Genomic DNA, 13,620 nt, shown 5'->3' on the forward strand with positions numbered 1-13,620 from the left:
ACCATTCGTTTGTTACCATGTCTTGCAAATAACTTTTCAAGGAATTCACATGACAACACTTAATCAGGATATATTTAAAAACTCTTTAAACACTCAGTTTTCTATTCAGCATGCAGATGACAAAACTCAACTGACACTGATTGAATGCAGTAATTTAACGTCCGAAAACGTACCTGATTATGAACGTTTTTCGTTAATCTTTGAGTCAAGTGACGCGCTACTGTCTCAAGCAACATATACGCTTGAACATCCCGCGATGGGTAACCAGGATCTTTTTCTGGTACCTATTCACGGTGATGAAAAATGTTTTCAGTATGAAGCCGTCATCAATCGGAAAATTGATGCTGCCTAATGGCTCAGCCTGCGCAACGTATCTGTTGGGCAGGCTTTTCCATCAACCAATAAACACCTTTATCATCAGTCTTTTCAAACCCCAGACGCAGATATAAATTTAACGCGGGGTTATTCTTTTCCACATGAATACGAACGCTCAGTTGCTTCTCTTCTGCATCATCTATGATGCGATTTAACAACTTTGTTCCCAAACCTTTCCCCCGATACTCTGGGAGTAGGGCAATATCAACAATTCTCACTTCATCTTCACGAAAATCTAAGTACAAGCGACCAGCCTCCTGACTTTCATATTGCACAATCTGATACTGAGCATCTGGAAACTGCTGTTTATAGAAAGTATCTTGGGCTTCAAACTGCATTCTTAAAAACTCATCGATCTGCTGTTGCGGCCAACCAGTCACTTGTAACTCTTCAAGTCGCGTACTGGCATACACCTCCGACAAAAAGTCCGAGTCTTTCTCTTCCACTGGTCTAAATGTCACAGTTGCTGCCATCATATTAACTTCTACTCGGGTACAAACCCTGCAACGCAATAATAAAGTTCATACTTAAAAAAGGCTGCATGTTGTTATGGGGCTGACTGCCACCCGTATTTTCAACAGCGGATTCTGAGATCGGCTGTAAGTTGTTGCCATCGGCATACAATTCTTTGCCACCTTCAACACTGCCTGGCAGAGAGCTTTGTGGATTGTTGGTCCCATCAAACTCAGATTCCTCATTCGATCCCAATTGATTATGAGTGTGATTCGGAATCTGTGCTTCACTTAAAGTGACCGTTTCGCTACCTCCTAATTGTCCCAAGCGTTTTTCCGTTAAACCTGGACCTCGGCCTGGATGCATAGGAGCGCGCCCCTGCATATTTGGTAGCGCCATGGTTGTACGACCATCACCGCCATAAGTGGTGCCAATTAATGAAAACAACGCTGTATTTTGCGAAACCGGTAATAGCTGCCCATTACAAAACGCCCAACTACGAGGCGCGAAGTTCCCCGCAAATATTCTTATCTCAGCAATAAATGGTTCTGACATAATGTTCTCCTAATGTCTTGATGGGTAAATGCCAAATAAGGCAACGATGAAATTGACGCATAAAAAGGGCATTTCATTTGTATGCGATCTCGACCCACCTACAGCAGACACAGTATTATTACTCATGGGGGTTGTATTTTGGTTTGGTACATACGCATCGTAACCCACACTTTGCGCTAATGTTTCATTCGCTCCAGGGCTAGTTTCAGTCGCCTGAGCACTTACTCCATAGAATGTATGGCTATGCGTTGGGAGCTCATTTATTGTTACTGTTTCTTGCTCAGTTCCAGCTTTCGAGCCCAGATTTCTAGGTGATAATCCTGGCCCTTGCCCTGCATGAATGGGAATTCTTCCACGCATATCTGGCAAGCCAAAGGTTGTTCTTCCATCACCGCCGTAAATGGTTCCGTACAAAGAAAATAGCGCGTCATTTTGTGACACTGCTAACAGCTGTCCGTCACAAAACGCCCAGCCGCGTGGAGCAAAGTTTCCGGCAAACATTCTTATTTCACCAACAAATGGTTCTGACATGACAACTCCTTAATTTCGCGAAGGGAACAATCCCTGTATCGCAATACAGAAATTTACAGTTAAAAACGGTTGCATATTATTATGCGCCTGGCCGCCACCAGTATTGGCCAAAAAGTCTGGAGCCATGGCAACTTTAGTACTGGCATCATAAGGTGCATAAGTTCGTTCCCTCGCTGTAGCCAGACTTTTGCCACCCGGTTGTCCTGCTGTGGCATTATCCGAAGAAGCAGAAACCGTATGTTTATGAGAGGGGATTTCACTCGCTGATAATGTATGCGCTTCTTCGCCGCTTTTTTGTCCCTCAGGATGCTCAGCACTTACCGCTATGGGTGTCCGTCCGCGTAGGTCTGGAAGAGCAAAGCTGGTTCTTCCATCACCACCATAGGTAGTCCCGATTAATGAATATAATGATTGGTTTTGATTAATAGGCAGTATCTGTCCATCACAGAGTGCCCAGCCCCTCGGGGCGAAATTAAAACCAACCATTCGTACTTCAGCTAAAAATGGTTCTGACATTTATGACTCCTGTTGTTCTCGCTATTTGTTATTGTGTTCGTATAATCACTACGGCAACGGTACGCTGCTACATTGGGTTGAATTAAAGGTTGGCAATTGATCGATAACAGTGACGGTTGAGCCATTATTATCGGTTGCCATAGCTGCTACTGAAGCCTGTGTTACTCGCCCCCCAGCACCAGTTGCGTCAAGATCCAGTTCAATGACACCGAGGCTGTTGCCGGTCATATTAAAACAAGCACTTCGACCTGCATCCCGAATATCTTCAACAACAATATTTTTATCTAGAGGATCTATACCGCTGAAGCTATTGTTTTGAATCGCAACATTTAGTGTCGATGCCCCCGCACTCACATCATCATCACTGAAAATGAAAATACCATCGTCACTATCGGTAGTTACGCCATCATCGCCTGCAATGACACTGAACGTATTGTTTCTAATGGTGAAATTACCGGTTCCTGCAGTATCTCTGAAATCAATACCAACTCCGTCATCATCAAAATCAATGGTGTTATTATTGACGTCAATGGTGGTATTAATTGTGCTACTCCCTGCCACATCGCCATCAAAGTCCAGGTCTATTCCATCTCCATTCATCGAGCTCATTTGATTACCAGAAATAGTTCCATTCATGGTCAAGGTCTGATTAGCTCCTGCCAATCCAACAATTTGTATTCCTTCACCAAACACCTCGGATAAATTGTTGTTATTGATATTAAATGTTGTTGTCGAACCATTAGAACCAACAACCGCAATACCTCCACCATTAGGGAAGTTATCCGGACCACCACCGTTAGTAGTCGTAATACCGGTGACGGTGACGTTGTTAGTACCTGTGCCTTGAGCGAAATAGGCAACTGCATCCAGCTCAAGGTTATTAAAGGTGCCGCCAGAAACCAGAACGTCAGTATTAATTGTGCCTTCGCTTTGTATGCGTATGGCGTCTTCACCTTGAGTATCATCATTATCATTAACGCTAACATTGATAATATCGAGATCGAGACTGCCTGAGCCTTCGTTAACAATATCTATCGCTCTTTCATGCGCATCTGCAATGGTCAGGTTCTGGAACAAGGCCGTACCGGTCAAGCCATTGTCGCCAAGCCCTTCACGCACGAAGCCAAATACATCATCATCCGCATCAGCATCGGTGCTTCCGGCATTGGTCACGCTTGAATTAGTTACCGATATTCCATTCACCCGCACTCCTAGAATGGCCTCTCTGGTGATGTTTGACATGCTTAAGCCATTAAAAGAGGGAGCCAAAGTATCGGTTAAACGGATAGCCTCCTGACTTAAACCGGTGATAGTTCCGCCCGAACCTACGGTTGTCGCCACCCCAGTAACAACCAGGCTACCATTGGTACCCGTGTTGGTTAGGGTAATGGCGTTAGTCCCTCCTGACTGCGAAATGCTTTGGAAGCTTACATCGTTAGCACTGATTGCTGAGTTGACCAAAGTCAGCGCTGTTCCAGAAGTTGTCGTAATACTGTTTCCGGCGCCAGACACTTCTAGCACTCCCGAGGATGTGGCGGAGAGGGCGCTTCCGGTTGTGGTGTCTATATCTAACCCGCCATTGGTGAAGCGTGTTACGAAGCCACTATTATTACTGTTCAGAACTATCGCATTACTGCCAGCTGTTGATAACACTTTGGAAGTACCAGAGAAGACCAGTGTTCCAGCAGTGTTATTGTTAGCGCTGATACCTAAGCCGGTATCTGAAAACTGTCCGCTGACGTTGATAGTGCCACCGGTTCGATTGGTCACTTCTGCTACATGATTTTGACTATTACTCATAGTCGCAGCCAGGGTGATATTGCCAGAGCCTTGATCCACATCCAGTATTTTGCCGGTAACTGCGGTTGTCGCTGCAATGGTGCCGCCATTAATTGTTACTGGATTTGAATTATTGTTAATCACCACAGCGCCGCCGCTGACACCATCAATATTAACCGTCGAGATTGTAATCGCTCCATTAGCGCCATTCAGGTTAATGGCGTTTGCCGCAATGGAATCTGCAGTCAGCGAATCCAAAAGTAGGGAAGCGCTGGAAGACGAAACATCCAAGCCATCCGCTGTGCCGCTTGTGCCCGCAATAGTGACATTACCCAGGCTTACCGAATTATTATTGACACTCGTTAAGCTCACTGCATCACTCGCCACGGTTCCAGTGGTTGCCACACTACTAAAATTCACCCCATCATTATGGACATTAATCCCATTCAAACTTATCGGCACACCGGTTTGGGTTGTAATACTATTGGTAGCTGCACCAAGAGCTAAGGTACCTCCGCCAGAAGCTATCAAACCTTTGCCTGTTGTAGTGGTGATATTCAATTGTCCCGCCAATGAAATAGTGGCGCCAGAATTGTTGGTCAGGCTGATGGCATCAGCAGAGCTTGAACTGAGCGTCATCGCTGGAGATAAAGAGACAGTGCCTCCGGTCAGATCTGAAACAATCACTCCGCTATTTGCACTGTTGTGGCTAATGGTTCCGGCTAAAACGGTCACCGTTGGGCTGGCTGTAGAAACATTGATAGCCGAACCGGAAGGATTGGTAATGCTTAAGTCCGTGAAATTAAAGACGCCACTACTATTGGTGACATCAAGCGCTGCGTCACCGCCATTTAAAGTCGTAACCGCACTAATTTCATAAGTCCCTGAAGCATTGTTAAACTGTAGTCCATTACCACTGGTAGCACCTATTGTTGCGCCATCAAGTGTTATTGTTCCTGAGCCATGATTGGCAACGGACAGTGCTGCGCCACTGGCGGTTTGCTCAATTGCTCCACTGTAATCAATGGTTGCTGTACCGCCACTAACGGTGAAAGGAGAGGCGGAACTGATAGAACCGGTGCCTAAATCTATTGAACCGCTGTTGTTTCCTGAAATTGCAACGCCGCCTGAAGTCAATGAATCAGTTTGTCCTAATGAGACACTATCCAGCGTAACTCCGCCCGAAGTATTGCTAATCAGCAAACCCTGCGCGCCCTGTTGAAGAGCATAATCTCCAAGTGTTATTGGATTGGTAGTATCACTGATGGAAACGCCATGACTAGCCGAACCATTGGTTACGGAAACATTACCTAATGCAATATTACCTAAAGTTGCACCCTCTATTTTGACCGCGCTAAGCCCCGGATTATCGACTACCACTGAGCCGGTTACATTGGAAAGCGCCAGCGTACCTCCGGATAGCAACACTGCATCGGCTGCTGCATCATTGACCGTGATATTGCCCAGCTCCAATGAGCCAGTGATATTGGTTAGATTGAGGCCTTCGCTGGTTGAGTTGCTTGATGCAATGGAATCTAGTGACATGGTGCCAATATTCACATTGGTCAAATCCAGCGCTGGGCCACCGTTGGTGTTAAATAAATTGTTAAAGCTGGCGGCATCAGCAAGTGATATTAGACCTGAATTCGCAACCATTCCAGCGCCATTAGTGGTGCCGAGATTGACGTCACCATTAAACTGATAGGTTGCCGCACCATTATCAACCAGATTGATTGCAGTGCCTGACCCATTCGTTACAGTGATATCAGCAAATTCAAAACCAGGATTTCCACTATTGTTGATGAGATTCAACGCAGAACCGGAATTTATCGTCATTGCCCCGGTCGCTGTAATGCTGCCACCGGTGACATTTTGTACATCGATTGCTCTGCCGCCTGTAAGGCCGATATCGCCACTCACAGTGTAGTTTGCATTACCGCCGTCGATTGCTATCGCAGAAACACTGGTTCCGCCTGAAACATTAGCATCCCAGTTAAAACTACCAGAATGGTTTTGTAGATTGACGATACCGGCACTGCCTGACAGGCTGGCAGAACTATTGGTGATTACGCCACCACTTGCAGCGTTACCACTAATCGAATAGCCAGTGCCGGGATTAAAATTGAAACCTTCGATGGTGTTATTACTAGCTAACTCAAATAAACCACCAAAGTCAGGGGCCACTCCTGCGTTAACATAATCATCACCGTTAATGGTTAAGGCTACACCGGAACCAATTACTTTTTGATCAGCTTCTAACTCTAGACCGTCGCTATAGGTGCCAGCAGCAAAATAAATAATATCGCCTGATTCATCCACATCGCCGACACCGTCAGCACCATTTAAGCTAGTGACATCATTAAATGGCAGCGCTTGCGAGCCATCCCCACCTGCAGCAGCGGCGGCATCTACAAACCAAATTTGTCCGTCCACCGAAATTGACACAACTCCACTATCAGTCATTGCATCATCATCATTGGCTGTATAGCTGAAGGTATCGGTTCCGGTGAAATTTGCTGGTGCCGTATAATTAAAACTACCATCGGCAAACAATGTGGCTGAACCACCTTCTGTTGTAGCAACGGTTTCAGCAACAACCGTCATGCCCGCATTGGTGGGTAAATTGGCATCCTTAGGGTCAAAGTCATTGGCTAATAGGCCATTGGCAACTGAAACACTTAATGTAATCCCGCCATAACTTTGAAAGCTGTCTGCAACTGCAACCGGGGTTACTTTAACCGACCCCGGTACCAGTGTTGTATTAGCGTCTAGTGCGGCTTCGAATAATACGGACTGCGCTTCATCACCACCTGCGGCATTATCAAGCTGCGCCTCGTAGGTCAGCGTATCTCCACGATCGAGATTACCATCGCTATCATCATCGGTTTTCTGTTGATCATCTAAGGTTGCAGTAACCGTTGGAGCCGCAGTAAGACCAATTGCAGGAATTAGACCCAATCCAAATAGGACGGGTAGATATAGTTTAGAAAATGAACGCTTTGGCATAGCACATTCCATGTTGTCGTTAATAGGTTGTCGTTCCCTCGGTTATAGGCTTGGCTCTAATAACACCATTTGCTGTTCTTAAAACTTAGCTTTAGCCGAGATCATCAAACTAGTTGACGGTGGCATCAACTTAATTGATGACCATCCCGCCCTTTGTAAAACTTAAGTGTGAACAACCATGCGGATCATAATCCACAATAACTTCACCTTGCCCTTCGTATCTAAAGTGAGCATCCAGATCGCAACAACGGACCAGATTAACCCACTGGGGCTGAAGGCAAAAAGTATTGCCGAAGGTATATTCAGATGGTTGTGTATCGGTGATATCGATAAAGTTGATAGGTTCTATGCCGGGAACGGAAAGGATGTGATTTCCTCGGCTTTTAGAGATTATTTTGTCACCTAAGCCTGCTAGCTGGGCTTGATTATTGGCGACAGGATAATCTAATGCTATGGGATAACCATAGTCATTCTTGACGGTAACGTCATACATGAATTTGTCCCTATCCTTTTCATATCATTAGTATTGTTATGAGAATCCTTTCGCTTTTTTTATATTTTTTAAGCTCGAATCCTCCTTCAGCTAGTTACTAACATACTGTTATCCTTGATGCGGATCAAGCTTTTGTGAGATAGGTCACACCAGTTTTACTGCTGAGCGAACACTTTTTGCAATAACTCTGTAGTTCTAGCCAATGGATCGCGTCTGATTTTAGCCTCTTCTTCCGCCACCAAGGTAAACAAACCATCCATAGTCTCGGTCATCACATAATCTTCTATGTCCAAATTGGGCTTATCGGTGAATGGGATATTGTCATAGGTGTTTAAAAGCCGACGATAATCGCTGTAAAACCCGACTTTCTGCATACTGGTATTAATGATTGGGGCAAATCTTTGTTCCAATTGGCGCTCGGTCTTATTTCTGAAATACTGGGTAGCAGCGTTTTCACCACCACGCAAAATACCCCAGGCATCCTGTACCGTCATGCCTGATATGGCGCTGAAAAAAACCTGTTTTGCTTCCCCGGATGCTTGTTCCGCTGCACGGTTCATCTGTAACTCAAATTTATCTACATAAGAACCCAAGCCAATCTGTCTGACTTTTGAAGCCACATCACTAAATTGATCCGGAACGATAATCTTGATTAGAGGATTATTACTAAAACCACCGGTTTTATTGGTTTTAAAAACGGCCTTTTCAGTGCCAACCTCTAAGGCCTCTTTAAGCCCAGCCACAACAGTTTGTTCTGATAAAGGCTGATTTGCACCGCCCAAAGTATCCAAAACCCGTTGCACATCGGTGGTTTTGCAAGAGCTTATGGCTATTACCGCTATGATCAGAATGGAGAGTTTGAAATGTTTAAACATTGTGTATTCCCAAGTTGTTTAATAACTCATCATACAAAAGCTTTTAGCGATGCTCTAGCCCTGCACCAGCCAAATGGCAACCGGTATACAAATTACCGAAAGGAGAGTCGAAATGGCAATGGTGCTGTGTGCTACTTGCTTGTCTTGCTCTACTGCCTCAACAAATGGCATCACGCTGATCCCAGTTGGGCAAGCGGCTAGGATGACCAGCGATATTAATACCACTTCATCCAGCTCCATTACCCAGCGACCAAAGCTATAGACCACTATTGGTAGAACGATAAGTTTAATTGCGGTAATCAGAGCTGTTTTTTGCAGTAAATTACCTTTGATTTTTCCCATCTGAGCAAGAGAACTACCGAGAATAATTAAAGCCAAAGGTAGTGCTGCCTCGGCGACCATCTCTAACGGCGTCATTAATTGCTTTGGTAAATTGATGCCGCTGTAATTGAACGCTAAACCAAGCAATAGTCCGATAATCACCGGATTGCTGAACAGGTTCATGCTGGCTTTGAATTTTGAAGGGGTAACGTTAACCTTAGTCGAAAAGAGGTAAAAGGCACTGAACAGAATCAGGCTATGTGCTGAGATCACTGCCAAGGTAATGGTCAATCCTTCCTCGCCGGCTACCGATAAAATAACCGGAATGCCCACCAATACATTATTAGAAAATGTCGACGTTAGCGCCATGCGGTGGTTCATCAGCAAGCCTACCCCTACAAAAACGACGAGGACGGGAACAAAATACGCAATCAGGGTTTGACCAACATCCTGCAACCCACTGCGATAAACACTGACAAACAGAAAGACCGGCACAAAAACCCGGAAAACCAGCTTCGACAGCTCCGGGAAGAAGGCATCTGATACATAACCAGACTTAACCAATAAGACACCAATAATCACCACCAGAGCGATAGGGATTATAGCGTCGATGATTAACATTCTCGGTAAGACTCTATTTTTTATTGAGCCAGATAACGACAGATGTCTTTAGCGAAATAAGTTAACACCCCATCACACCCCGCACGCTTAAAACTCATCATGGCTTCCATCACGATTTGTTCCTCATCCAGCCAGCCATTAGCAGCGGCAGCTTTGATCATGGCGTATTCACCACTGACCTGATAGGCAAAAGTCGGTACTTTAAACTCGTCTTTAACACGACGGACGATATCCAGATACGGCATGCCCGGCTTAACCATAACCATATCTGCACCTTCTTCAATATCCAGTGCGACTTCATGCAGGGCCTCATCAGAATTGGCCGGATCCATCTGATAAGTTTTCTTGTCTGCTTTGCCCAAAGCACCGGCAGAGCCAACCGCATCGCGGAAGGGCCCATAGAAACTGGACGCATATTTAGCTGCGTACGATAAAATCATGGTATTCACATACTCGGAAGCTTCCAGCGCTTCACGAATAGCACCAATACGCCCATCCATCATATCTGAAGGGGCAACCACATCCGCGCCAGCCACCGCATGACTCAAAGCCTGCTTGACCAACACTTCTTTGGTAATGTCATTCAGGATATAACCATTGTCATCTATGATCCCATCCTGCCCGTGTGAGGTATAAGGATCGAGCGCTACATCGGTAATCACTCCCAATTGCGGATACTTCGCTTTAATCGCTTTCACTGTAGTTTGTACCAGACCGTCTGGATTAAATGCTTCTTCTGCATCCAGTGATTTTTTCGAAGCGTCAATCACCGGGAATAGGGCAATTGCAGGGATTCCAAGCTCGATAATTTCCTGACATTCTTCTAATAATAAATCCAGAGTTTTACGCTCAACGCCTGGCATGGAAGCAACCGCTTCTTTTGTATTCTCACCTTCAAGCACAAACACTGGATAGATTAAGTCTTTGGCCGAGATGCTGTTTTCACGCACCAAGTCACGACTGAAAGCATTGGCTCTAGAGCGACGCAAACGACGACTGGGAAAAAATCCGCTATTCATATCTTTTTCCTATCCTCAACCTTATTGGTTTAACCAATCTTTCGGTTTTAAGTAATATTCGGTTAACTCAGCTTCTCGACTGCCAGCTTCTGGCTGCCAGTTATAACGCCAGCGAACCTCGCTGGGCAATGACATCAGAATGGATTCTGTGCGACCCCCGGTTTGCAAACCAAACAAGGTACCGCGGTCCCAGACCAGATTAAACTCCACATAACGACCACGGCGATACAGCTGAAAGTCTCGCTCCGCTTCAGTGTAGGGCTTGTCTTTGCCTTTTGCCAAAATCGGGCGGTAGGCTTTGATGTAATAATCGCCCACTGAGCGCATAAAGGCAAAGCACTGCTCGAAATCCCAGCCAGTTTGTTCACTATTGAGATCATCGAAAAACAGACCACCAATGCCGCGATGTTCGTCGCGGTGCTTTAGATAAAAGTAATCATCGCACCACTTTTTATACTGATCATAGACTTCTTGGCCAAAGGGATCGCAGGCCTGTTTGGCTACTTGATGCCAGAAAATGCAATCCTCTTTATTGGCATAATAGGGCGTTAAATCAAAACCTCCCCCGAACCACCAGATTGGCTCCTCACCTTCTTTTTCTGCAATGAAAAAGCGCACATTCATGTGTGAGGTTGGAGCATATGGATTCTTTGGATGGATGACCAGCGAAACGCCCATTGCTTTGAAACTCCGCCCCGCTAACTCGGGTCGATGTGCGGTAGCCGAGGCGGGCATATTGGTGCCTTCTACATAGGAGTAATTAACGCCACCTTTTTCAATAATGCCACCATTTTCCATCACACGTGTCAGGCCGCCACCACCTTGAGCTCGTTGCCATTCGTCAACTATAAAATCTTTTTCACCATCTTCTTCAGCTAGCTGCTGGCAAATGTCTCGTTGTAACTCCAGTAAATAGTGTTGAACGTCTTCGATATTGATATTTTGCATGTAGGACTCTTATGCTCTTAGAACTTCTCGGGTTTGTGCGTCAATGATGGAGGACGGTCGGGTATGACCTCCTGTCGGGCCAACAATAATCATATCCAACTCACTGCCCATTTGGCAGCGAACCTGTTCAGCCTTTGTCATTTCTGGTTGCCCTGCACGATTTGCGCTGGTCGAGACCAGAGCACTATTGGCCGCATCACAGAGTGCTTTAACAAAAGGGTTGGTGCTTAACCGTACCGCAATTTTTTCATGAGTACCACGAAGCAGCGGGGAAACCTCAGCATGAACTGGCAGTAACCAGGTCACAGGGCGCTTATGCTGCTCATTGAAACAGCTGATTAGCGCTTTACCATCGTCACTCAGGTAAGGCTTAATCTGCTCAACGTTAGAAGCGACCAGAATCAACCCTTTTTGCCAGGGGCGACGCTTAATCTTGAGAATTCTTTGAATCGCCTGTTCGGCTTTGGGATGACAACCGAGCCCATAAACGGCCTCCGTTGGGTAAGCGATTACGCCGCCCTGCTGAATACGCTGAGCGGCATAATGCATTTTGAAGGGATTGATGTAGGCCAATGTCTGTCCTAATCATCGATCATCAAAAATGACCAATTAACCTTTCAGTTTTTCTTGTAGAGCTGCATCTTTTGCAACCACTGCTTCCATGTTGGCAACACGATCGTCAGCAACAGCTTGAGCCACTTTATCGTCAATCAATGCCATGATTTGCGCCGCAAGATAGGCCGCATTTTTAGCACCGGCAGAACCAATCGCAACCGTGGCAACTGGAACACCGCCTGGCATCATAACCGTTGATAATAAAGCATCATGGCCTTGAAGTGGGCCGGCGTCGATAGGCACACCAATCACTGGTTTAACGGTTAAACCGGCAACAGCACCAGCAAGGTGAGCCGCAAGGCCAGCTGCACAAATGAAGACTTTACAGCCACGCTGTTCGGCACTTTTGACATACTCGTGCGTCTGCGCTGGTGTGCGGTGGGCTGAAGTGACCTTCATTTCAACTTTAACACCTAGTTTTTTTAAGGTGTCATACGTTTTTTGCATGGTCGGCAGGTCAGAATCCGAACCCATTAAAATCGCTACAAAAGCATCAGACATGATAAACCTCTAAGTTATGTGGTCTGGTGAATGGAAAGCTGTGCGAATTTTACCGATTTGCGCCTGATTTGTGTAGGTTTTTTGGCCAAAGAAACGACGAACTTGCCTAGATATGTCTTTAATTGGTGTTTTCCTGCTCTTTATCGATCAATTTCTTCAGTTTCGCTTTCAAACTGGCCTTTGATAACTCACCTAAATGCGCATCCACTAACTGGCCCTGACCATTAACAAACAGGGTGGTTGGCAATGCTCTGCTGCCAACCTGATAACCCAGGCTTCCTGCCGTATCCGCCAATACATTATCCAGCAGTAAGGTTTCCTGCTGTAAATATTGCTCAATGATCGCTGAGTGCTCCCCCTGATTGACAAACACAAAGCCGATATCGTCCATTGTTTGCTGCGCTTCTTCTAAGACCGGCATTTCACGACGACAGGGTGGGCACCAGGTTGCCCAAAGATTGATAACTCGTGGCTTTCCATGCTCAACCTCACTCAGGTTAACGGTAGAACCACCCAACTGTTTAACCATAATGTGCGGCAGCTGCTGTGAGGTATCTTTGATTGCCCATAAACTCACAGTGGTCAAGCCCCAAACCGTCACTCCAGCCATAACACCCTTCAACATTGCTTGACGTCCTTTGGCTTGTTTCCAGACAAATCCAATCAACGCAATAAATCCAATAACAATAGCTGTCAGCCCATCAAAACCACCATCGCGAATATCCATCATTGCCCAAACGTTTCCTTGGAATTCTTGCCAATACTGGATCACAAAGCTAATACGGGCCGCTATCAAAGCTATGATAAATATTCCTGCTATACGCCCATCGACTGATGTTTTGTCTTTTTTAGCCGCGACAGCACCGACAATAAAAGCAATTGCCAGACAGATTAATAGTAAGAGGCGATCAAAAGGTAAGCTGATAGGGCCTATCGACAGTGACATCATGGAGTTATGTGGAGTTGTCAGGGTTGGCACTATTGTACGAAAAATGAGTCCCAAAGTGAGTTA

General features: G+C 45.7%; 14 protein-coding genes. 1 reads left to right on the forward strand and 13 read right to left on the reverse strand.

Annotated features, from left to right (window positions below; all coding sequences use genetic code 11):
* The first annotated feature begins 49 nt into the window (after positions 1-49).
* On the forward strand, positions 50-352 hold the full coding sequence (locus KKOR_RS13055; RefSeq protein WP_015781614.1) for a DUF6916 family protein: 303 nt from the start codon (positions 50-52) through the stop codon (positions 350-352).
* A gap of 4 nt (positions 353-356) precedes the next feature.
* On the opposite strand, the gene KKOR_RS13060 is transcribed toward KKOR_RS13055, so the two are convergent.
* The 13 genes from KKOR_RS13060 to KKOR_RS13120 all read right to left on the reverse strand — a co-directional run bounded on the left by KKOR_RS13060 (position 357) and on the right by KKOR_RS13120 (position 13,611).
* Positions 357-851, reverse strand: a complete 495-nt coding sequence (locus tag KKOR_RS13060; protein WP_015781615.1) for a GNAT family N-acetyltransferase — start codon at positions 849-851, stop codon at positions 357-359.
* Position 852: 1 nt separating this feature from the next.
* Positions 853-1,383, reverse strand: a complete 531-nt coding sequence (locus tag KKOR_RS13065; RefSeq protein WP_015781616.1) for a phage tail protein — start codon at positions 1,381-1,383, stop codon at positions 853-855.
* A gap of 9 nt (positions 1,384-1,392) precedes the next feature.
* On the reverse strand, positions 1,393-1,914 hold the full coding sequence (locus KKOR_RS13070) for a phage tail protein (RefSeq protein WP_015781617.1): 522 nt from the start codon (positions 1,912-1,914) through the stop codon (positions 1,393-1,395).
* Between the two features lie 9 nt (positions 1,915-1,923).
* Complete coding sequence (locus KKOR_RS13075) at positions 1,924-2,430, reverse strand: phage tail protein (RefSeq protein WP_015781618.1); 507 nt, start codon at positions 2,428-2,430, stop codon at positions 1,924-1,926.
* A 48-nt stretch (positions 2,431-2,478) separates the two neighbouring features.
* Positions 2,479-7,215 (reverse strand): beta strand repeat-containing protein, encoded by a 4,737-nt coding sequence (locus KKOR_RS13080; RefSeq protein ID WP_015781619.1) that lies wholly within the window; start codon positions 7,213-7,215, stop codon positions 2,479-2,481.
* 130 nt (positions 7,216-7,345) lie between these two features.
* The gene (locus KKOR_RS13085) at positions 7,346-7,708 is read right to left on the reverse strand and encodes a hypothetical protein (RefSeq protein ID WP_015781620.1); all 363 of its coding nucleotides are present in this window, start codon (positions 7,706-7,708) and stop codon (positions 7,346-7,348) included.
* A 155-nt stretch (positions 7,709-7,863) separates the two neighbouring features.
* A complete protein-coding gene (locus KKOR_RS13090) occupies positions 7,864-8,583 on the reverse strand; it encodes a DUF4197 domain-containing protein (protein WP_015781621.1) in 720 nt (239 codons plus the stop codon).
* A gap of 54 nt (positions 8,584-8,637) precedes the next feature.
* Positions 8,638-9,525, reverse strand: a complete 888-nt coding sequence (locus tag KKOR_RS13095; protein ID WP_015781622.1) for an AEC family transporter — start codon at positions 9,523-9,525, stop codon at positions 8,638-8,640.
* A gap of 20 nt (positions 9,526-9,545) precedes the next feature.
* A complete protein-coding gene (gene hemB, locus KKOR_RS13100; RefSeq protein ID WP_015781623.1) occupies positions 9,546-10,544 on the reverse strand; it encodes a porphobilinogen synthase in 999 nt (332 codons plus the stop codon).
* Between the two features lie 21 nt (positions 10,545-10,565).
* A complete protein-coding gene (gene hemF / locus KKOR_RS13105) occupies positions 10,566-11,492 on the reverse strand; it encodes an oxygen-dependent coproporphyrinogen oxidase (protein WP_015781624.1) in 927 nt (308 codons plus the stop codon).
* A gap of 9 nt (positions 11,493-11,501) precedes the next feature.
* A complete protein-coding gene (locus KKOR_RS13110) occupies positions 11,502-12,065 on the reverse strand; it encodes an L-threonylcarbamoyladenylate synthase (protein ID WP_015781625.1) in 564 nt (187 codons plus the stop codon).
* A 36-nt stretch (positions 12,066-12,101) separates the two neighbouring features.
* A complete protein-coding gene (gene purE / locus KKOR_RS13115) occupies positions 12,102-12,608 on the reverse strand; it encodes a 5-(carboxyamino)imidazole ribonucleotide mutase (RefSeq protein WP_015781626.1) in 507 nt (168 codons plus the stop codon).
* A 118-nt stretch (positions 12,609-12,726) separates the two neighbouring features.
* A complete protein-coding gene (locus KKOR_RS13120) occupies positions 12,727-13,611 on the reverse strand; it encodes a TlpA disulfide reductase family protein (protein ID WP_228638662.1) in 885 nt (294 codons plus the stop codon).
* Between the last annotated feature and the right edge of the window lie 9 nt (positions 13,612-13,620).

Source organism: Kangiella koreensis DSM 16069 (assembly GCF_000024085.1).
Classification (GTDB): domain Bacteria; phylum Pseudomonadota; class Gammaproteobacteria; order Enterobacterales; family Kangiellaceae; genus Kangiella; species Kangiella koreensis.